Source organism: Mesorhizobium sp. L2C066B000, assembly GCF_000502335.1.
GTDB lineage: Bacteria > Pseudomonadota > Alphaproteobacteria > Rhizobiales > Rhizobiaceae > Mesorhizobium.
Map to the genome: position 1 here is coordinate 659035 of NZ_AYWZ01000001.1, position 19036 is coordinate 678070.

The 19036-nt window shown below is 57.8% G+C and carries 21 protein-coding genes and 1 pseudogene; 13 read left to right on the forward strand and 9 right to left on the reverse strand.

The window, feature by feature from the left end:
- The first annotated feature begins 696 nt into the window (after positions 1–696).
- The 5 genes from X733_RS162735 to X733_RS162720 all read left to right on the forward strand — a co-directional run bounded on the left by X733_RS162735 (position 697) and on the right by X733_RS162720 (position 5355).
- Entirely contained in the window at positions 697–3402 is a 2706-nt protein-coding gene (locus tag X733_RS162735; protein WP_023817505.1) for an autotransporter outer membrane beta-barrel domain-containing protein, read from the forward strand.
- A gap of 308 nt (positions 3403–3710) precedes the next feature.
- On the forward strand, positions 3711–3932 hold the full coding sequence (locus tag X733_RS1000000167540) for a DUF768 domain-containing protein (RefSeq protein ID WP_023817508.1): 222 nt from the start codon (positions 3711–3713) through the stop codon (positions 3930–3932).
- On the forward strand, positions 3929–4159 hold the full coding sequence (locus X733_RS162730; protein ID WP_023817510.1) for a DUF768 domain-containing protein: 231 nt from the start codon (positions 3929–3931) through the stop codon (positions 4157–4159). The genes X733_RS1000000167540 and X733_RS162730 overlap by 4 nt, the downstream gene beginning before the upstream one ends.
- 203 nt (positions 4160–4362) lie before the next feature.
- Complete coding sequence (locus X733_RS162725) at positions 4363–5022, forward strand: outer membrane protein (RefSeq protein WP_023817512.1); 660 nt, start codon at positions 4363–4365, stop codon at positions 5020–5022.
- A 108-nt stretch (positions 5023–5130) separates the two neighbouring features.
- Complete coding sequence (locus X733_RS162720) at positions 5131–5355, forward strand: hypothetical protein (RefSeq protein WP_023817515.1); 225 nt, start codon at positions 5131–5133, stop codon at positions 5353–5355.
- 258 nt (positions 5356–5613) lie between these two features.
- On the opposite strand, the gene X733_RS162710 is transcribed toward X733_RS162720, so the two are convergent.
- The 4 genes and pseudogenes from X733_RS162710 to X733_RS162705 form a co-directional block, all read right to left on the reverse strand.
- Complete coding sequence (locus X733_RS162710; protein WP_023817519.1) at positions 5614–5805, reverse strand: hypothetical protein; 192 nt, start codon at positions 5803–5805, stop codon at positions 5614–5616.
- A gap of 222 nt (positions 5806–6027) precedes the next feature.
- Positions 6028–6156 (reverse strand): hypothetical protein, encoded by a 129-nt coding sequence (locus X733_RS1000000171415; protein ID WP_348625853.1) that lies wholly within the window; start codon positions 6154–6156, stop codon positions 6028–6030.
- A gap of 80 nt (positions 6157–6236) precedes the next feature.
- Positions 6237–6563, reverse strand: a pseudogene (locus tag X733_RS1000000167545) (MucR family transcriptional regulator); the annotation flags it as partial.
- Between the two features lie 1180 nt (positions 6564–7743).
- On the reverse strand, positions 7744–7974 hold the full coding sequence (locus X733_RS162705) for a hypothetical protein (protein WP_032910840.1): 231 nt from the start codon (positions 7972–7974) through the stop codon (positions 7744–7746).
- An 80-nt stretch (positions 7975–8054) separates the two neighbouring features.
- On the opposite strand from X733_RS162705, the gene X733_RS162700 reads away from it, so the two are divergent.
- Positions 8055–8267 carry a hypothetical protein gene (locus tag X733_RS162700; RefSeq protein WP_023817524.1) on the forward strand — a complete coding sequence of 71 codons (213 nt, stop codon included), beginning with the start codon at positions 8055–8057 and terminating at the stop codon, positions 8265–8267.
- Between the two features lie 128 nt (positions 8268–8395).
- Positions 8396–8599, forward strand: coding sequence for a DUF768 domain-containing protein (locus tag X733_RS162695; protein WP_023817526.1), 204 nt, complete (start codon positions 8396–8398; stop codon positions 8597–8599).
- A gap of 20 nt (positions 8600–8619) precedes the next feature.
- On the opposite strand, the gene X733_RS162690 is transcribed toward X733_RS162695, so the two are convergent.
- The 4 genes from X733_RS162690 to X733_RS162675 all read right to left on the reverse strand — a co-directional run bounded on the left by X733_RS162690 (position 8620) and on the right by X733_RS162675 (position 10441).
- Entirely contained in the window at positions 8620–8883 is a 264-nt protein-coding gene (locus tag X733_RS162690; protein ID WP_023817528.1) for a hypothetical protein, read from the reverse strand.
- Between the two features lie 194 nt (positions 8884–9077).
- Positions 9078–9770, reverse strand: coding sequence for an SOS response-associated peptidase (locus X733_RS162685; protein WP_023817530.1), 693 nt, complete (start codon positions 9768–9770; stop codon positions 9078–9080).
- A gap of 9 nt (positions 9771–9779) precedes the next feature.
- Positions 9780–10160 carry a hypothetical protein gene (locus X733_RS162680; RefSeq protein WP_023817532.1) on the reverse strand — a complete coding sequence of 127 codons (381 nt, stop codon included), beginning with the start codon at positions 10158–10160 and terminating at the stop codon, positions 9780–9782.
- The gene (locus X733_RS162675; protein WP_023817534.1) at positions 10160–10441 is read right to left on the reverse strand and encodes a hypothetical protein; all 282 of its coding nucleotides are present in this window, start codon (positions 10439–10441) and stop codon (positions 10160–10162) included. The genes X733_RS162680 and X733_RS162675 overlap by 1 nt, the downstream gene beginning before the upstream one ends.
- Positions 10442–10514: 73 nt before the next feature.
- Here X733_RS162675 and X733_RS162670 point away from each other — a divergent pair, with 73 nt between their 5' ends.
- Positions 10515–10829, forward strand: a complete 315-nt coding sequence (locus X733_RS162670; RefSeq protein WP_023817536.1) for a hypothetical protein — start codon at positions 10515–10517, stop codon at positions 10827–10829.
- A 67-nt stretch (positions 10830–10896) separates the two neighbouring features.
- Here the strand turns inward: X733_RS162670 and X733_RS162665 are convergent, their stop codons facing one another.
- Positions 10897–11781 carry a hypothetical protein gene (locus X733_RS162665; RefSeq protein WP_023817538.1) on the reverse strand — a complete coding sequence of 295 codons (885 nt, stop codon included), beginning with the start codon at positions 11779–11781 and terminating at the stop codon, positions 10897–10899.
- 911 nt (positions 11782–12692) lie between these two features.
- Here X733_RS162665 and X733_RS162660 point away from each other — a divergent pair.
- From X733_RS162660 to wecB, 5 genes are read left to right on the forward strand one after another with little or no spacing between them, the layout of a single operon-like run.
- Positions 12693–14696, forward strand: a complete 2004-nt coding sequence (locus X733_RS162660) for a nucleoside-diphosphate sugar epimerase/dehydratase (RefSeq protein ID WP_155924139.1) — start codon at positions 12693–12695, stop codon at positions 14694–14696.
- Positions 14693–15988 (forward strand): glycosyltransferase family 4 protein, encoded by a 1296-nt coding sequence (locus tag X733_RS162655; RefSeq protein WP_050588613.1) that lies wholly within the window; start codon positions 14693–14695, stop codon positions 15986–15988. The genes X733_RS162660 and X733_RS162655 overlap by 4 nt, the downstream gene beginning before the upstream one ends.
- Positions 15989–16005: 17 nt before the next feature.
- Positions 16006–16878: an SDR family oxidoreductase gene (locus X733_RS162650; protein WP_023817545.1), complete on the forward strand. Its 873-nt coding sequence runs from the start codon at positions 16006–16008 to the stop codon at positions 16876–16878.
- Between the two features lie 21 nt (positions 16879–16899).
- Entirely contained in the window at positions 16900–17910 is a 1011-nt protein-coding gene (locus X733_RS162645; protein WP_023817547.1) for a polysaccharide biosynthesis protein, read from the forward strand.
- Positions 17903–19027 (forward strand): UDP-N-acetylglucosamine 2-epimerase (non-hydrolyzing), encoded by a 1125-nt coding sequence (wecB, locus tag X733_RS162640; protein WP_023817549.1) that lies wholly within the window; start codon positions 17903–17905, stop codon positions 19025–19027. The genes X733_RS162645 and wecB overlap by 8 nt, the downstream gene beginning before the upstream one ends.
- The last annotated feature ends 9 nt before the right edge of the window (positions 19028–19036 follow it).

The window sequence follows — 19036 nt, forward strand, 5'->3', positions numbered from 1 at the left end:
ACTTTGGCGCGCGATGGGATTTGGGTTTTGCATCTCGCGCGCTTGCAGCAGCCAGCGTCGCTTCGCTGGAGCGCTTCTGCCTTTGCGATTCTTACGGTCACCCTTGCGCTGAGCGCCGCGCCGGCTTGGGCCGATGGCGGCAATGGCACAGGCGTGAGTGCTGGACAGGGGGGTGTGGACGGTGCACTAGCGGGCGCCACGGGTCAGAGTATCCCCAATGGGTCGACCGCCGGCGGCGGTGGTGGCGGCGTTGACCTAACAACGGGTAACGGTGCGCCCGGGGGATCGGGAGCGGGAGTCTTCACGGCCAACAGCCCAAATGGCATTGCCGGTGCGACTGGTGCTACGGGTCAGGTCATTTCCACAGAGGGGACAATTTCAACCAGCATCAGCGGCGGGGCTGGCGCCACAGGCTCACCTGGCACGAACAACGTCGTCAGGAGCGGCGGCGGTGGCGGTGGCGGTGTCGGCGTCAGTGCCACGGCCGACGTTACAGTTACTGGCACCGGATCGGTGGCTGGTGGCACTGGCGGTCGAGGCGGAACCGGTGGCACTTCCGGCAGTGGCGGTGGCGGCGTCGGCATATTTTCGTCTGCAAACGTGTTTGTAGAGGCGGGCGGCAGCGTTACCGGCGGCACGAGTGGCCTTATAGTTGGGGTCCAATCAGGCGGCGGCGGTGGCGCAGCTGCCATCGTCTTGACTGCCGGCGGGACAATCCAGAACAGCGGACATCTGCTCGGGGGTGCCGGCGGAAGAACCCTGCTCGGCGGCGGTGGGGACGGTGGCGCTGGTGTTCTTCTACTTTCGGGTGGAACGGTCATCAACGGGACCGGGGCGACGATCATTGGCGGCATTGGTGGTCAGGCCGGGGCGACCGGAACGGCAGGCGATGGCGGCGCTGGGATCAAGGGCTCCAACATCGCCGTCATCAATGCGGGTACGATCACAGGTGGCGCAGTCGGCGCGGGTGGTGGAACGCCGGTAGCCGGCAGAGCCATCCAGTTCACCGGTGGCGTCAATTCCTTGGAGATTCAGGCCGGCTCGAACATCACTGGCAATGTGGTTGCCTTCAGCAATGCCGATACGTTCAAGCTAGGCGGCGATACCAATGCAAGTTTCGATGTGTCCCAGATCGGCGCTGGCGCCAAATACGATGGCTTCGGACTCTATGAAAAAACCGGAAGCAGCACCTGGACACTGACGGGGACAACGACTGCAGTTACGCCGTGGACGCTGTCCGGCGGCGTCCTGCAGATTTCAAGCGATGGCAATTTGGGAGCCCCTTCGGGCGGCTTGACCTTCAATGGCGGCACGCTGCAGACGACCGCCGACATAGCCAGCGACCGGAGCGTCGCCCTGACCGGCAACGGAACGTTCCTGACCGACAACAGCACGACCCTCAGGCTCAGCAATGCCGTCTCGGGCGCAGGCGGCCTCACGAAAGCCGGAGGCGGCACGCTGGTTTTGACGGGCGTCAACACCTATGCGGGGGGCACGACGATCACAGCCGGCACGCTTGTCGGCAATGCGGCTTCGATCCGTGGTGACATCGGCAATGCCGGAACCGTCGTGTTCGACCAGGCGGCGGACGCCAGCTTTGCAGGCAATATCTCGGGCACCGGCGTGATGGTGAAGGATGGCGCGGGATCGCTAACGCTGTCGGGCACCTCTCTGCTTGACTGGACAATCGACCAGGGTGGTCTCGTCTCGGCGGCCGAGCGCTTCGGCGGCGATGCCGCGATCGGCGCCGGCGCCTCCTTTACATTCGACCAGGCTGCCAATGCGAGCTATGCCGGCGTGCTCTCGGGCGCCGGCAATTTCATCAAGAGCGGCGACGGCACGCTGGTGCTCGCCTCGGACAACTCTGCCTTTGCTGGCGGAACTTCGGTCACCGGCGGCACGCTTGCCGCGGGCGCTGCGAACGCGTTCAGTTCCTCCTCGCAGTTCTCCGTCGCCTCGGGCGCCACTCTCGATCTTGGCGGCACCTCGCAGTCGATTGCGGGGCTGAGCAACGCCGGAACGGTGCGCATCGCGGGCGGCGGCCTCGGCAAAACGCTGACCATCGGCGGCGATTACGTCGGCAATGGCGGCAACGTCGTTCTCCACACCGAGCTCGGTGGTGACGGTTCGCTGACCGACATGCTGGTGATCGCGGGCAACACGTCGGGGACGAGCACCCTTCAGGTCGTCAATGTCGGCGGCTCGGGCGATCAGACGGTCGGAGGCATCAAGATCGTCGACGTCGGCGGCATCTCGAACGGCACCTTCTCGCTCAACGGCAATTATATCTTCGAAGGCGATGCGGCGGTCGTCGCGGGCGCCTATGCCTACAGGCTCTACCAGGGCGGCGTGAACACCCCCGGCGATGGCGACTGGTATCTCCGTTCCGAACTCGACAACAGCCTGCTCTTCCAGGCCGGTGCACCTGTGTACGAAGCCTATGCGGGCGTGTTGCAGAGCTACAATCAACTGGGTACGCTGCAGCAGCGGCTCGGCAACCGCTCGTGGACCGTAGAAGCGCAAGGCGCGGACGGTATCTCCGACGATGTAAAGGCCGAGGCCGGTATCGGGCTGTGGGGCAGGATCGAAGGCACCAGCGGCTCCTACGATCCTGAAAGCTCCACCACCGCAACGACGTATGATACCTCGACCTGGAGGCTGCAGACCGGCGCCGACATGCTTGTCTCGGATAGCGCGGCCGGTCAGCTCATCGGCGGCGTCGCCTTCCAGTATGGCACGGTATCCGCCGACATCTCGTCGGTGTTCGGCAGCGGGTCCATCGATACGACCGGCTATGGCGTTTCCGGCTCGTTGACCTGGTACGGCGCGGAAGGCTTCTACCTTGACGGCCAGGCGCAGGTGGTCTGGTACGACAGCAATCTCGACTCGGCGACCGCCGGACAGCGGCTCGTCGACGGCAACAACGGCGTCGGCTACGCGCTCGGTGTCGAAGCGGGCAAACGCATCATGCTCGATCCCAATTGGTCGCTGACGCCGCAAGCGCAGCTTGCCTGGTCGTCGGTCGATCTCGACGCCTTCACCGACGCCTTTGGCGCTAGGGTTACCCCCGGCACCAACGACAGCCTGCTCGGCCGCCTCGGCCTCTCGCTCGACCACCAGACGCAGTGGCAGGACCGTGCGGGCCGCGCCGGCCACACGAACCTCTACGGCATCGCCAACCTCTACTATGATTTTGGGGATGGCTCCTCGGTCGACCTGGCCGGCACCAATCTCTCAAGCCGAGACCAGCAGCTCTGGGGCGGTCTCGGCGTCGGCGGTACGATCAATTGGGCCGGCGACAAGTTCTCGGTCTTTGGCGAAGCTCTCGCCCGGACACGTCTGAAAGACTTCGGTGACAGTTATGCACTGACCGGCTCACTGGGGTTGCGGGTCAAGTGGTGACGGAGGGCGCTCCCATCTGAAACTGGACCCTAGATGCCGAGCAGCTCATCCGTGAAAGCGGGTATTCTGCTCCGGAGTTGTGTTGAAATTCACGTGTCCTGGAAACTGCGCCGCCGGCGGGGGAACACGCCGGGCCCGCGCCGAAGGGCATGAAGCGGCCGGCGACGCAATGGCTCAAGCCGGGGCTAATTGGACGCGTGAAGCACCTGCGCGGCGAGGATGACCTGCGCCACGCCTCACTGCAGGACTTTCAAGAGGATGACACAGATGGCCGCGGCTAAGAAAGATCAGGAGCGGGCCACCTACGCCTGAGCACACGCGGCGTCAACTTTCTCGATCGGGCGATCGGCAACAATCTCCCCGAAACGGCTAAGACCGACGCCGTTTCGGTAAGTGAGTACATACACAAATTGTATGCCGACGCTAAAGCCTTGACGATCAAGCGCGAAGAGATCGACGAAGAGGTTGATAGCCTATATCGGACGCTGGTCGATGCCGTCGTGCACTTTGCCCCAGGTGTTCCCGAATGAGCAAGCCGGCCGTCCTATTCTTGAACCAATGGAAACACGATCTATCCGACGCCGGTGCGCCGAAAGAGCGAGCGGAGATCGAGCAGCTCGCAAAGCGGCTAATCGCCGACGCGGAGGCTGAGGGGATTGCGGAAAGCGAGCTGACCGAGGCGTTCGACGACAAGGAGGTCGACAGCCTTTATCGTACCCTCCTCGATGTTAATTCTGGTTCTGGGCAACCAGAATGAGTGTTCGCGGCCTGAACCTTCTGGACAAGGGATAGCCGAGCAGCTGCCCATCGTGGGGAGGGGCGATCCGATCGCCGCCGGTGGCAGATAGGGGCCTCATGCGAGTGCAGGCGGCGCTTTGAATTGCGCCAACTGTGGCAGAAAAACAACTGCATGAATCGGCGCGCTCTGCTACCAAAAAAGGCAGTTATGGGAGATCACTTATGAAGAAGCTGCTTTTCGCTTTGTCATTGTCGTTGCTGACGTCGTCAGCCTTTGCTGCCGATGCCATCGTTGCAGAAGCCGCGCCGGTCTTTAGCTGGACAGGGGGGTATGTCGGCCTTCAGGCAGGCTATGCTTGGGGTGATGGTCGCGTTGACCAAATCGGTGGACCGGGCTTTGTAGACACAGACCCTGATGGGTTCCTTGGAGGCGTCTACGCCGGTTACAACTATCAGATGTCGAACAACATCGTGATTGGTGCGGAACTGGACGTCGTCTATGCGAATGTTGATGGCAGCGGCCAAGTATTCGCCGCTCCTGGTTTTCCAATTCCGGGCGCCAGCGTCACCGAAGAACTCAATTGGAGTGGGGCGGCAAGACTTCGCCTGGGATATGCAGCTGATCGCTTTCTTCCTTATATTGCGGGTGGCATTGCGTTTGGCGACATCAAAATAAGCAATGATACCGGTCCAGGTTCGTTTGGAGATACATTTACAGGATGGACGATAGGCGTGGGCTTGGATTATGCCATGACGGACAATCTGCTGCTGCGCGCCGAGTATCGCTATACTGACTTCGGCAGCGAATCATTTGAAGATACGGGATCGGATGTTGATCTGAAGACCAACGAGGTTCGCTTCGGCATCGCCTACAAATTCTAATCCCTGAAGTCCCATAGAAAGCCTGTCGCTTGCCGCGACGGGCTTTTTTTGTGCAAGAACCGGAAACATGTCCCTCGTTGCGCGATCCCCTCAACGGAGTTCGCTACCATGGTCAAGACGAAAACCCCTCACAACGAGTTTCGCAGGAACAGCTCGCCGCTCAGGACCGAGGCGGAACGGCTGCACAAGGCATCGTCAGCCCGCTTGTCGCCGAGCTGCGACAACCACCAGGCCGTGCAGGATCCGCATGAAGTGCTGCTCAAGACCGTGAAACAATCACCGACAGGGATGCGCTATCCGATGGCCTCTTACAGGTCCGGCGTCGCTGCCTAGTGCTGGATAGGTGGAGTCCCGAGACCAGGGAAGGGCAACACGTTGCCGCCCGTCCCCCGCTGGCGGCGCAGTTCAACCTCTCGATAGACGAGGATGCCCATCACCATTTCCGCGCTGGCCATTTCCGATCTCGATGGCAACAACTTGAGCAATTGGTGCAGTTGTCGCGTTTCCATGGTCGCAATGTGGTGGGCCGATGGCTTCGATGCTATCGCCCAAGTTCGCCAGTAGCCCTGCGGACCTCTGCATAGGCTTGCTCTACAGCCGCAAAAACGTGTTGAGATGCAGACGCATCCTTTGGCCTTCTGCAAATGCCAAGGCATAGGATTCGATCGCGAATGATCGGGTAAGTTCCTGGTCTTCCTCGACCACGCGGACAAACCACTCGCCGCAGGCTTCGCCAACTTCGACACGAGGGTGTGCTTTGCGAATTGGAACTACGACAGCCATGGTGTTGCCTCCCCAGCAATCAGGCCAAACGGGGACCGTACTGTCGAAAGCGGTCTTCAACAAGAAAAGTTTGGGCTCCTATACGAAGCTGACGTGCCTCCAGAATGGCCGGCGCCAGTGGTTTTGGGGAACCTGGGTGGGTGCCGGCCAAGAGCGGACAGGTCCGCCGCGATGCATACATCGCCGATTGATGTCGCGGTGGTAATGGTGTGAGCGCGGAACCTACGCTTTAGCCTTAGCCGTCTGCCTTGCCTTGCCCGTTACAGTTGCCGTGGGCTGCGGTGCCTTCCTACCCAGACCGATCGACTTCGCCATGGCAGACCGTGAGGCCGCATAGTTGGGAGCGACCATCGGATAAGTGGATGGCAAGTTCCACTTNACTTCGCCATGGCAGACCGTGAGGCCGCATAGTTGGGAGCGACCATCGGATAAGTGGATGGCAAGTTCCACTTCGTTCGATACGCGTCAGGAGTGAGACCGAAATCCACGCGCAGATGCCGCCGAAGGGTTTTGAACCGCTTACCATCTTCAAGACAGATGATGTAATCGGGAAATATTGACTTCTTTGGATTTACCGCAGGCACTGGTTCTTCGGTCGCGGCAGCCACGCGATGGCCGATGCCAGACAGCGACGCGTGCACTGAGGCTATCAGGTCCGCCAAGCCCGCGACTGGCAAGGGATTGTTGCTGACGTACGCGGACACCACGTCAGCCGTGAGTTCTACCAGTTCAGCGGCGTGGTCGTGGGCGTCGGTCATGGTGCGAGTCCTCGATTTTGAAGTCGATCTATTATAGCTGCTGCCGCAGCTGCGCAACTCGAAGGCCCGATGATGGGCCGCTTCCCTAGTGGCCAGCCATTCCAAGGCCAACCCCCAGTCCGATGGCAAGGCCAAGGAACAAGCTGGCGCGGACTGGGCGCCACACGTCTGAGCGGGGCNAGCGGGGCTCTCTGAGGGCGTTGGCGATATCGTCGAAGATCGCTTCGGTCCGGGCAAGTAGATCGAAACTCAAATCTGTGAATCCCCGGTTTGTTCCGTCAAAGTCTAACGATCAGGGAAGTGCCCTGGAAAGCACGTGCAGTAACGGTTGATTCAACCATTGCTGGCAAATTGTGGAATGTGGGTGGCGGCTCCGACAGTTCGGGTGGAACTCAATGCCGAAGCCGCCTGCGCAGCCAAGGTTGGGGTTTGACCGCGCCGTCCTATAATGGGACAGCGCGGTCAACGATTCGTTAAAACGTTCTGGAACTAATTAAGCACGCGCTAATTGACTCGCGGTCTCGGGAGTCAGTGCATGCGTGAAGTTCATTCCTCCGATGGTGCCGATTTTGGCGGGACAAGCCTCCCGAGGGCTTTGGACAGCGTCACGTACCGGCCGGCGTCTTCGTCTTCCCTCTTCCTAGAGATCGGCCATTCGTTGGGCGAGTGGGTTGTTCGCATCATAGGCAGGAACGGTGAAACGTATTCCCGAGCATTCGAAAATGAGGCAGATGCCGTCGCTTTCGCTGGCGATCAGTCTTCTCGTCTAGGATTGGAAGCTCCCCCGAACCGAGCAACTTGACCGCCCTTCTCTGAAGATCGAAAGCGCGAATCTGTGAATCCCCTGGAACATCGTCGCCTCGAAACACTTCGGGCGGGTCGCACTGTTCCCATTTCAGTGTCTCCCAAAACTGCCCACTACCTGAGGTGGGCTTTTTTGTACATTAGCGGAACCTGAAATTTGGGGGCTTGTTGATAGAACGGCAGCGAGTGGGTGTTCGCTGCTGGTCGAGGTCCCGCAAGACTCGGCCGGGCTCGCATCACNTTGTTGATAGAACGGCAGCGAGTGGGTGTTCGCTGCTGGTCGAGGTCCCGCAAGACTCGGCCGGGCTCGCATCACCTGCCCTGGTCGGTGCGAGCCCACCGTCGCGCGACCAAGCGAGCTTCCCTGTGTCGGTCTCTATTTGATACTAGGAGACGGCGTTTTCATCATCACGCGCAATTGCATCTGGTCAATGGTTGCGACGATTGCAGCTGCCAGTGCTTCCGCCTCGTGGATCAGTTCCGGCCCATAGAGGCCATTCACCATCTCTTCGCTCGGTAACACGCCAGGCGGACAGTGATCCTCGGTAGTGCGCCGGATGAGCGTCAGCGCTGCCCGGCATTCGTCGGCTTCGATCTTCATAACCATTGAAACATGCATTTGAGCTAAAATGTTCCGGAACAGATTTCGGGCTCGCGGCTTGAGACGGTGAGGGAAGAACACTAGTCATGCCCATCAGACGAAAAGCCGTGGATGCCGGGATTTTTAAGCCTGCCGAATTGGCCTTGCTAGGGCGCGTTTTCGAGCAGCTTAAACTCGTCGACGACCAAACACCCGGTGCGCAGGGCCGGTTGGCCTCTCGGATCATTGCCAACTACATGGCCGGGATAAAAGATGAGGCCGAACTTCTCTCGCTTTCGAAGCAGCCGTTAGGGCGGTAAGGTCGGGAAAGCTAGAGCTTCACCAGCCGCACAACATCAAGCGCGACCGTCACCACCGGGCCACCCAGGTGCGGCCGTCTCAGGGGTCAAGTAGCGGAACCTAATATGCGCTTTGAACTTATCTGCTCATGAGCACACGCGGCTTCAACTTCCTCGACAAATGGATGGCGGAGCACCTGCCGGATGCAGTCACCGATGATCCCGGCACCGTCACCGATCTCGCTGACCAGGCAATGCGAGCGGCCGACAAGGAAGGCATTTCAGCCGACGAGATCAGCGAAGAGGTGGGCAGCGTCTTTGAGATCATCCTCGAGGCGATGCAGAGCCGCTAAGGCGGCACAACGGGCTAGTCTCATTCCATGTCCGGGACGTCGCCGCTGACGAACAGCGTCGTGGGCGGCCCATAGTCGCCGAGCGCCGGGTCTGCATCACGGCTCCAGGCTATGACACCAACATGGCTCGATGACAGAGCCTTGGCCGTGCGGACCGCGCGCTCCTCGCTTTGCTGATCAGTCGGGCCGTAAGCGGTGAATAGCTCGCCGTCCTCGCCTCGATCAAATGCAACGACCACAATCAGCTTCGGCTTGGTCTGGGTGGGCAGTACATTGTCCGACATTCAAACCTCCTAGAGGAACCGTTCCCCGTCGCCGCTATGTTTCAGGCAGAACCAGTGTGATGGCTGTCGTGGTCGGGCAAAGCCGAAGCCTCCATCCTCACCGCAGCCCGGGTGCTCGCACGCATGATTGTCAACGCGTCGTCGATCGCGCGGAATCGCCGTCATCCCTTCGGCAAGTCGGCTCGGTTCGTCGCTCATAACGGGTTGATCGGCCCGACCAGGCCGGGATGGTCATTGGGCAGCTTATTGACGGCGCTCGTGTTCACCTCACGCCCAACGCGATTGAACTGCAACTGATCGTCGATGTCGTGGCTGAGAATGTCCTTGAGGCTGTCCTTGGGCGTCGCCGGGTCCAGCCAGTCGTCATAGTATGCCTGGTCGAGAATGAGAGGCTGTCGATCATGCAACTGCTTCATCGGGTCTCCGGCAGGCTCTGTGATGATGGTGCAGCTGGTTATGTCGAGATTGGAATTGTAGGCCCAAAGGCCGGCGAACGAGAATGGCGCGTGGCCTGGCTGGTAGATGTGCCAAGGGTCTTTCTTCCCATCAGCCGGTGAGATGGTCCACTCATAAAAGCCATCGGCAGGGATTAGGCAGCGCTTGGACTTGAAGGCATCGCGGAAGGCGGGCGCCGTGTCGACGCCCTCAATCCTCGCATTGAACATCGCCGCCTTGGGCATTTCCTTTGCCCAGAAAGGAACCAGCCACCAGCGCCCTTCACGCAGCCGGTGGTTGCCATCCTCACCGGCAGTGACAAACGGCACATCCTGTGTGGGCGCAATGTTGTAGCGCGGTTCATCGTTGCGTCCGGTCTCGGCCGGCGCCGTCAGTCTGTAGAGCCGGTGGATTTCCGACCACGACAGATATTTGGTGTAGCGTCCGCACATCGCTCTGCCTCAGTTGCGCAGGAGTTCAGGCACGCTGAGCGGGCCAAGGTCGAGAATTCTCCTATACTCGTCCCTGCGGCGCCAGACGCCGCGGATTTTGCCCTTTTCCCGATCCCGCTTCGCATCAAAGGACTCACCTTGAAAATGATCAAGGAACGCCTTTGCTTCGGCTGGATCCGCGAAGCAGTGCAATCGATATTCCTCGTATTTGCCGTTTGGCCAAACCGCTTGCACGTGCCTAATTTGGAAAGTCATTCCACGCTTCTGACAGTAGTCGTGGATCGTGGTCCGGTTCCGACCGGTGCAGAGGTCATCCGGCAGCGCGACCTGGTGTGGCCATTTTTCGTCGATTGTCGATGGCGGCAGTATGCTGCTGCTGCGCTGGACCATCAGTGGCGAGCGCCGCCGACGTTCTTGCTCTCACGGAGATAGATGTCGGCCTGATGGCGTATGGCCTCTGCCAAAGACAATGCACGATCGAGGTCATCGGGATAGTTCGCCAGGCACCATATGGCGGTTAATTCAGCGATGGCCGCCTTTTGGCTGAGAGGCGAGAGGCCGCGCATCTGCTTTCCCATCTTGCTGACAGCCCGGTGTATGACGGGCATCTCACGCCTGACCGTGGCGTAGATTTCGGGCTGTTCGGATTCAGTCGCAATCATCGGTTTCATGAGGTGTCTCCAATTTGCCAGCAGTGAACAAAATAGGAACACGGGAGTCAATCTCTCTTGACTGGAAAGGAATATGTTCCTCATTTTGTTCGCCATGGCGCATGATCCGATCGACACGCTGGGAAAGGCAACCCGGCACAACATGCTTGTGAAGGCCGAGTGCAGTTGCGGCAACGTCCGCTACTGCCGATCGGCCGATCTCATGATGGTCTATGGCGGCGGTGTCGATCCGTTGAAGCTGAAATTCGACTGCAACCGCTGCAAACCGCAAATCAAAATCACGCTTCTCGAGGTTCATCCTGAGCACCTTCCGAAGCGGCTGATGATCCACAAGCCGATGAGGATCGACGGGAAGATCGTGTGGCACACCGAACGGTTCCGGCTGTAGGCGCATGGCGAGGACCAAGCCATCTCAGGTTGGCCAGTTGCCGCGGCTTCACTAAGCTGTCAGCGGCTCAGTTTCCGGCCATGATCATCCAATTGCTGCCGTCGCTGACGAGTGTTGCCCACTCGCCGGCGGTGGCCGCCAGAATTGCTGCAGTAGCTGCTCCACCGGCCATTGGCACGACGTTTGGTGCAGCCGAGACCACGGTGAACGCCTGGAGGTTCTTGACCGTGATTTCACGCCCTGGAAATGTCGCTGCGGCCGGGAGCGTTACGGTGCAGGTTGCAGCTGCCTTGTTGTTGATCAACCAATTGTCAGTAGCGGCAACGGCAAAGTCGGCCGTCTTGGTGACAGGTACACCGCGCGAGAAGCCTCTCGCTAAAAGCAAGCCTTCGCCGGTAGCCGTGTCGACAACGACGGACGCTGTAGTTCCGTTTGGCGTGGCAGACACGCTTGCACCCTGAGCCGTCGGCGTCCATGCCTCTGTGGTGCTAAAAAGCACATTGGCGCGGGAGGTAAGCGTATAGTTGGTGCCATCATAGGCGCCAAAAGCTGAGAACCCTCCGATTGGATCGCCAATACCCAAAGCTGTGCGCGCCGCTGGCGTACCGTTCGCCCGGCGAAATGTGAAGTTGCCGAGCGTTCCAAATCTATCAAAGGTAACGCGAGATTGCACCCCGTCAGCGCTGCCCAATTGGAGCGCTGTCCCGCTGGGTGGCGCGGGTAGCAGCGCCAGCGTTGCCGGCGACAGCGCGTCGGGCGTGACGACTTGATTTTTGAGCTTGCCATCGCTTCGCCGAACGTCCGCGAGCGCATCGATCGTTTCGTCGGCGCTGCGCACGAGCTCGGCCAGATCAGCGTCCAAGTTCGTGCCGGGAAAATTCGACACGCCCTGCTGTTCCTGTTGGTAGCTAGTGTATGAATAATCGAGGACGGGCTTCGTCGGAGAGGGCATTTGGTGTGCACCAGAACGTCGCTTCCACATCGCACCGCGGCGCCGGAGCAGCGCTCCGCACTCAGATTTCAGATGCTTATTGGAAGTCCGTTGACGTTAGCCCCGGCAGGATCCGAAGCGGTTGGTGCAGTTGCCCGACTTCTGCTCTGTTCCGGCTCAAAGAGTCTACTCGACTTGGACTCGGAAAACTAGGCCAGCAAGAGCATTCTACTTTTCCTCGCTGGCCTAGGCGTGATAGCGTCGAGCCGAATATGGCAGGTGCAGTTGCACAACCGCCGAAATGCTTCTTCCAATTGAACGAACCCTGACCACGCTGGGCCAACGCCACGGTTTGGTTTTCGGCAAGCTTTTGAAGGCGCGTGGCTTCGGAGATCGCTTCCTGATAATAACTTTGACGAAGCCGATCGGCACACCGCCTCGTTTCAGTTTTTGCGCGAGCTCGAAAGCGCTGGCCTGGAAGTTTGATGCCGACCTTCGCGTAGACTCCCGAGCCTTCCCACCCTCTGAGCCCTCGCAGTTTCGCTCGCCACGTGATAGCGGCGGCCCTTAAGACTGCTCATTCAGATGGACGTTCCAGGGAGGATTGTCGCGTCAAACGCAGCTTCAATGCAACAAAATTGTGCCGGTGATGCTCCTGTCATTGTGGCGAACGTCGGGAATTAAGTATTGGATGACCACGTCATTTGCGGTACAGAATCAGAGCAGCTGCTTTGGTGCCAACCTTACGTGTCGCTAAGAAGAAAATACTAGGACAAATTGCTTACGATGGAACCGCCCCATTTGACGCTTTCCTTTTTTTGGCCCCAGCAGCCAACGTCTCAGGCACCGCTGCCGGCCCGGGCACAGCGTGAGCGATCGAGCTTGAGATCAATCGACAGAGCTCGGAACTTGAGCCTTCAGGAAGTGATCTAGTGCATCGCCCTGTTCTCGACGGGATTGAAGCTGCCTCTTCAGGTACGAGATCCAAGACCTCTCACGTGATCTCGCGGCTGTTGACGTTGCGAGGGCTGGCCCTGCTGCACGACGGCTTGATGGGGGCAGCCGCGTTGTTGCTTTCATTCGCGTTAAGGCTGGATATTACCGGATTTTCGGCAAACGTTTGGAGCTTCGTCGCTGCTGCCGCCCTGTTTGGATGCGTAGTCAGCACCACTGGATTTTTCCTTGGATTGAATCGCGGTATATGGCGTTACGCGTCGCTTTCAGATTTCCTGGCAATTGCGGGTGTCGCCACCGCATCTATCGCCATCTTCTCGGTCCTAGAGTTTTTGGTGAACCGACTGAATTCAATTCCGCGTTCTTCGATTCTCATTGCATGGGCCTTTACAATCGTGCTTCTGGCCGGACCGCGCGCTGTGTACCGAGCCTATCGGAATCAGCACGACGTAAGAAGGGGAAAGGTTGCGAAGGGAAGCGCTAAAAACGTTCTACTCATCGGAGCAACCGATAACGCCGAAGCTTTCATAAGAACAAACAATGAGAGGCAACGTGCCTCTTTCCAGGTACTAGCAATTCTCGATGAACGCGGCCGAAGAACTGGTAGGGCCATACGTGGTGTCCCAGTGGTGGGCCCGTTAGAAAAGCTGCCGCAAATATTGGAGCGGTTCGAGGCGCGGGGCCGCCGGGTCGAATCGATAATCCTTACTCGATCACGAGATGAATATCAGCGATACGCCAAACTAGAGGAGTTGGTAGACGTCGCGGCGCAGCATAAGATTGAGTTGCTGACACTCCCTAACATGCTCGACATGAAAAGCATCGACGCAGAGATCGAACTCAGGCCTATAAAGTTGGAGGATCTTCTGCAGCGGGCGCCCGTCGGGTCAGACACGCAAAAAATCGCCGCCATGATAGGTGGCTTAAACGTGATGATCACTGGAGCCGGGGGTTCAATAGGGTCAGAGTTAGCGCGGCAGGTAGCCGATCTCGCCCCGCTAAACCTCGTACTTGTGGATGCCAATGAATACGCGCTCTACTGCATCAAATCCGAGCTGAGCCAAAAACATCCCGCTTCACGAATTCATGCAGTACTCTGCAATGTACGTGAGAGGGAGGCTACAAGCAGCGTCGTTGAAGCCCATGCCCCCAATCTTATCTTTCATGCTGCGGCTTTAAAGCACGTACCGATGGTTGAGGCTCAACCGATCGAGGGCATTTTTACCAACGTCATCGGTACGCGGAACGTGGCCGATGCTGCGCTGCGCTGGAACGTCTCTAAGATGATCATGGTCTCGACGGACAAGGCGGTGAACCCTGCGAACGTTATGGGTGCCACCAAGCGCATGGCGGAAATGTATTGCCAGGCGATGGATCTCGCCCAGGCGACCTTATCCACCCGTTTCATGACTGTGCGATTCGGCAATGTCTTGGGATCGGCTGGGTCTGTCGTCCCTCTGTTTGAACAGCAGATAAAAGCCGGCGGGCCTTTAACCGTAACTCATCCGGAGATCGTGCGCTTCTTCATGACCATCCCGGAAGCATGCATGCTGGTGCTGCAGGCGGCCGCAGCTCATGAACCGGACATAATTCACGAGCGGGGCAGAATCTTCGTGCTCGACATGGGCTCACCAGTGAAAATTGCCGACTTAGCAAAGAACCTGATCCGTCTGTCTGGGCGGCGTCCAGATCTCGACATTCAAATTGCTTACACCGGGCTACGTCCTGGGGAAAAACTCTACGAGGAGTTATTCGACTGCAATGAAAAGTTGAGTGAGACGGGCTCGCCAGGAATCTTGGCCGCGTCTGCGCGATCGATCGAGCGGGCCGTGATCGAGCGCATTTTCGATGAGATGCAACGCATGATAGATGACCTGAATGTAGAGGGCGCGCTGCGTCTTCTCCAATCAACGGTACCAGAGTTCACTCCGGGATCCGAAATTCAAGCGACAATGAGCAACGCGCGCTCGCTTCGGCAATGAAGCACGCCCGGCTGGTACCAGAGGATGTTGAGATAGCAGGTGGCGGGCTTGGTAAAGGCCTGCGCGTGCTGGTCGTCAGCCAACACTATTGGCCCGAGAACTTCAGAATCAACGAGGTGGTGGATTCACTACGCTCCGAAGGCTGCGACGTTGAAGTTCTGTCTGGGCAGCCGAACTACCCCCATGGCAAGATATTTAAAGGGTACAGTGCTTTCGGATTGGGCACCGAACTGCACCCATCGGGCTATATGATCCACAGGGTTCCGTTGGTGCTTCGAGGCCGCGGAGGAGGATTTCGGCGCATTTGGAACTACCTCTCGTTCGTGATGTTTGGAGTGGCGGTGGGCCCATATCTCACACGAGGGAAGCCGTGCGACGTTGTGTTTGTTTACGCGATCTCGCCCATCCTGCAAGGGTTGGTAGGGGCCGTTTTCCGCCAAATCAAAGGTGCAGCGCATGTCATTTGGGTACAAGATTTGTGGCCGGAGAGTCTTGAAGAAACGGGCTTTGTCAGAAACAGGTTGGCGCTAGCGGCGGTTGAGCGGCTCACAAGCTTCATATACCGGCGAGCCGACCTTCTTTTAGTGCAATCTCGCGGGTTTATAGGGAAAATCAAGGCCGTTGCGGGAGACAACATCCCAATCGCGTATCATCCAAATCCGGGCGATCTGCCGCCGGTGCGAGGTGACATCGAGGAAATCCCTCCGTTGAGCCTGCCTGCAGGGTTTAATATCGTATTCGCGGGTAACTTAGGCGCCGCCCAGGCCTTGGAAACCGTGCTAGACGCAGCCAGTCACGTTCAAGATCCAGATATACGGGTAGTTTTCGTCGGGAGTGGCATCCGGTCTGAATGGCTTAGACAGCAGATCGAGAAACGTCGGTTGACTAACGTGGTGTTGGCCGGGCGATTTCCCTCTGCGGTGATGCCGAGCATCTTCGCCCAGGCATCTGCCCTGCTTGTTACACTCAATCGGTCGAAAGCCCTCAGCCTGACGATACCAAGCAAAATTCCGACCTATCTTGGCGCGGGGCGCCCAATCCTGGCCTGTTTAGATGGTGAGGCCGCAGAGCTTATTCAGGACTCCAACGCGGGCCTTGCGGTTCCCGCGGAAGATTCTATCGGACTTGCAGAGGCGATGGTGCGGCTAAAAAACATGCCGGAGGAAGCAAGGGAATGCATGGGAAAGGCCGGACGCCATTATTACGACGCGCACCTAGCTCCGGCACGCCTTGCACGTGAACTCATTAGCCACTTTCGGTATGCCGTTGACCGGCGTACCCGCTTGCGGTGACGAAGTAGGAATAGGCGATGGACAAGCGAAATCCTCTCAAAGTGCTAGTGCTTGGCGCCTCGGGTATGCTCGGCAATGCGGTCTTCAGGTTTTTCTTAAGCAGCCCTGGTTACCGGGCTTTTGGCTCAACCCGCTCGCAATCGCATCACCGCCTATTTGCGAAGGAAACCAGAGGAAATTTAGTTACTCTCCCCGATGCCGAAAACCACGACGCACTCGCTAAACTGTTCGCTGAGGTCGGCCCTGATGTCGTGGTAAACTGTATTGGTTTAGTCAAGCAGCTTTCCTCCGCGAGCGACCCTTTGGCGGCGATACCCATAAACTCGATCTTTCCCCATCGGGTGGCGCGCCTCTGTCAAATCGCAGGAGCTCGTCTCGTTCACGTAAGCACCGACTGTGTGTTTGATGGCGCAGACGGAAGTTACAGTGAGAACTCCCGCCCCAATGCATATGACCTCTATGGAAAGAGCAAGCTTCTCGGAGAGGTGGACTACGTTAACGCCGTCACGTTGCGGACCTCGATTATCGGCCGCGAGCTAGGTAGCGCACATAGCCTGATCGATTGGTTTCTCGCTCAGGAAGGAACTGTTAGAGGCTTTACGCGAGCAATCTTCTCTGGTCTGCCCACGGTGGAGCTCGCCAGAATCATCCGGGATTTCGTTGTTCCGCGTCCTGACCTCAGAGGCCTTTACCATGTCTCCGCGCAAGCAATCAGCAAGTACGATCTCCTCAGGCTAGTGGCCGAAATTTACGCCAAGCAAATTCGGATCGAGCCTGATGAGGGATTGTCAATTGATCGATCGCTTAACTCATCGCGGTTCCGCCAGGCCACGGGCTACGATCCCCCGGAATGGCCTGAACTTATTCGGGCAATGCATGAATTCGGCTAATCCAAATCGAGAACAAAGAGTATGTTTTCTAACAAAACGCTGCTTATAACCGGAGGCACTGGTTCTTTCGGAAACGCGGTGCTTTCAAGGTTTCTGGCGAGTGATTTCGCGGAAATCCGCATATTCAGCCGCGATGAGAAGAAGCAGGAGGATATGCGGTTGGCGCTCAGAGATGATCGCGTCAAGTTCTACATTGGAGATGTCCGTGACTATCATGCCGTCGACGATGCAGTCCGCGGTGTTGATTATATTTTTCATGCCGCGGCGCTAAAGCAAGTTCCTTCCTGCGAGTTCTATCCGATGGAAGCGATCAAAACGAATGTCCACGGGGCCGAGAATGTGCTGCGTGCAGCGATTAGCAATGGTGTGCAGAAGTGTGTTGTTCTTAGCACCGATAAGGCGGTTTATCCGGTCAATGCTATGGGCATGTCCAAGGCTCTGATGGAAAAAGTTATGATAGCCAAATCCCGTCTGAGCGAATCCGTCGGAACGGTCGTCTGCGCTACCCGCTACGGAAACGTCATGGCTTCCCGCGGGTCGGTTATCCCTCTGTTCTTGGATCAACTCCTGCGCGGTCAACCACTCACAGTGACCGATCCCAGCATGACTCGCTTCCTGATGTCTCTTAGCGAATCCGTGGACTTGGTACTCTATGCCTTCGAGCATGCTCGGTCTGGCGACACCTTCGTTCAGAAGGCGCCGGCATCCACCGTCGGGATTTTGGCCAACGCGATGCGAGAAGTCCTTGGGCGCGACAATCCTATCAAGATCATCGGCACGCGGCATGGTGAAAAATTATTCGAGTCTCTTGTGTCTCGAGAAGAAATGGTTCGGGCGGAAGACCTCGGCAATTACTACAGAATCCCAGCCGATTCACGGGATTTGAACTACGACAAATATTTTGTCGAGGGGGAAAAAGAGCTGTCGACACTGGAAGATTACACATCTCACAACACCGAGCGTTTAAATATTGAGCAGGTGAAGAAACTGTTGAGCCAGCTTGACCTCATAAAGGAGGCCATCAGTGCTTAAAGTGATGACAGTCGTTGGGACACGCCCCGAAATCATAAGGCTGTCGCGAGTTATCGCCAAGTTTGACACGAATTTCGAGCACACGTTGGTACATACAGGACAAAACTACGACCACGAACTGAATGAAGTGTTCTTCTCGGAGCTTGGTATCCGAACACCAGATAGTTTCCTCAATGCAGCCGGCAGATCAGCCGCCGAAACGATAGGTCAGGTGATTATTGCCGCTGACGATGCCCTGGTTAAACACAATCCGGATGCGTTGCTGATCCTAGGCGACACGAATAGCTGTCTTGCTGCGATCGCAGCGAAACGACGCAAAATCCCAGTGTTCCACATGGAAGCGGGGAACCGGTGTTTCGATTTCCGGGTGCCCGAGGAGATCAATCGCCGTATCGTTGATCACATTTCCGATATCAATTTGCCGTATAGCCAAATTGCTCGCGACTACCTGTTGCGGGAAGGGATTCCACCTGACCAGATAATCGTCACCGGAAGTCCTATGCGTGAAGTTCTGGAGTACTATCATGCGGCGATCGATAGCTCGAATGTGCTCAGCCGCCTTGGGCTTACCGGGGGGAATTTCTTCGTCGTCAGCGCACATCGCGAAGAGAACGTTGACGATCCGGAACGGCTAGAACGACTTCTAGAGATCATCAACGGCATTGCGGAACGGTACGATGTTCCCGTGATAGTGTCGACCCACCCCCGAACGAGAAAGCGACTTGATGCGCTTGGTGGCGATCGCAATCCGAAGGCCAGATTTGAAAAGCCTTTTGGTTTCCTTGATTACGTGAAACTCCAAAGCTCTGCGCGCGCTGTGTTATCGGATAGCGGGACCATTACGGAAGAGAGCGCGATCCTCAACTTCGCCGCTCTGAATCTGCGAGAAGTGCATGAACGTCCGGAAGGTTTCGAAGAAGCCTCTGTTATGATGGTGGGGCTGGAACTCGAGCGGGTTTATGACGGACTTCGCATCCTCGAAACCCAGCCGCGCGGTGCGGATCGGCTATTGCGTTTGCCAAGCGATTACCAACCCGACAACGTGTCTGACAAGGTGATGCGAATTGTCCTAAGCTATACCGGTTTCGTAAATAGACGAGTTTGGAGAAAACAATAGCGGCTAGGT

Excerpts from the sequence above, each read along its gene's own strand:
- X733_RS162675 (WP_023817534.1), bottom strand. The coding sequence starts at position 10,441 with ATGAAACCGATGATTGCGACTGAATCCGAACAGCCCGAAATCTACGCC.
- X733_RS162720 (WP_023817515.1), top strand. The coding sequence starts at position 5,131 with ATGGTCAAGACGAAAACCCCTCACAACGAGTTTCGCAGGAACAGCTCG.
- X733_RS1000000171415 (WP_348625853.1), bottom strand. The coding sequence starts at position 6,156 with ATGGTCGCTCCCAACTATGCGGCCTCACGGTCTGCCATGGCGAAGTCG.
- X733_RS162680 (WP_023817532.1), bottom strand. The coding sequence starts at position 10,160 with ATGGTCCAGCGCAGCAGCAGCATACTGCCGCCATCGACAATCGACGAA.
- X733_RS162655 (WP_050588613.1), top strand. The coding sequence starts at position 14,693 with ATGAAGCACGCCCGGCTGGTACCAGAGGATGTTGAGATAGCAGGTGGC.
- X733_RS162700 (WP_023817524.1), top strand. The coding sequence starts at position 8,055 with ATGCCCATCAGACGAAAAGCCGTGGATGCCGGGATTTTTAAGCCTGCC.
- X733_RS162670 (WP_023817536.1), top strand. The coding sequence starts at position 10,515 with ATGTTCCTCATTTTGTTCGCCATGGCGCATGATCCGATCGACACGCTG.
- X733_RS162730 (WP_023817510.1), top strand. The coding sequence starts at position 3,929 with ATGAGCAAGCCGGCCGTCCTATTCTTGAACCAATGGAAACACGATCTA.
- X733_RS162685 (WP_023817530.1), bottom strand. The coding sequence starts at position 9,770 with ATGTGCGGACGCTACACCAAATATCTGTCGTGGTCGGAAATCCACCGG.
- X733_RS162725 (WP_023817512.1), top strand. The coding sequence starts at position 4,363 with ATGAAGAAGCTGCTTTTCGCTTTGTCATTGTCGTTGCTGACGTCGTCA.
- X733_RS162710 (WP_023817519.1), bottom strand. The coding sequence starts at position 5,805 with ATGGCTGTCGTAGTTCCAATTCGCAAAGCACACCCTCGTGTCGAAGTT.
- X733_RS162665 (WP_023817538.1), bottom strand. The coding sequence starts at position 11,781 with ATGCCCTCTCCGACGAAGCCCGTCCTCGATTATTCATACACTAGCTAC.
- X733_RS162690 (WP_023817528.1), bottom strand. The coding sequence starts at position 8,883 with ATGTCGGACAATGTACTGCCCACCCAGACCAAGCCGAAGCTGATTGTG.
- X733_RS162650 (WP_023817545.1), top strand. The coding sequence starts at position 16,006 with ATGGACAAGCGAAATCCTCTCAAAGTGCTAGTGCTTGGCGCCTCGGGT.
- X733_RS162645 (WP_023817547.1), top strand. The coding sequence starts at position 16,900 with ATGTTTTCTAACAAAACGCTGCTTATAACCGGAGGCACTGGTTCTTTC.
- X733_RS162695 (WP_023817526.1), top strand. The coding sequence starts at position 8,396 with ATGAGCACACGCGGCTTCAACTTCCTCGACAAATGGATGGCGGAGCAC.
- X733_RS162705 (WP_032910840.1), bottom strand. The coding sequence starts at position 7,974 with ATGGTTATGAAGATCGAAGCCGACGAATGCCGGGCAGCGCTGACGCTC.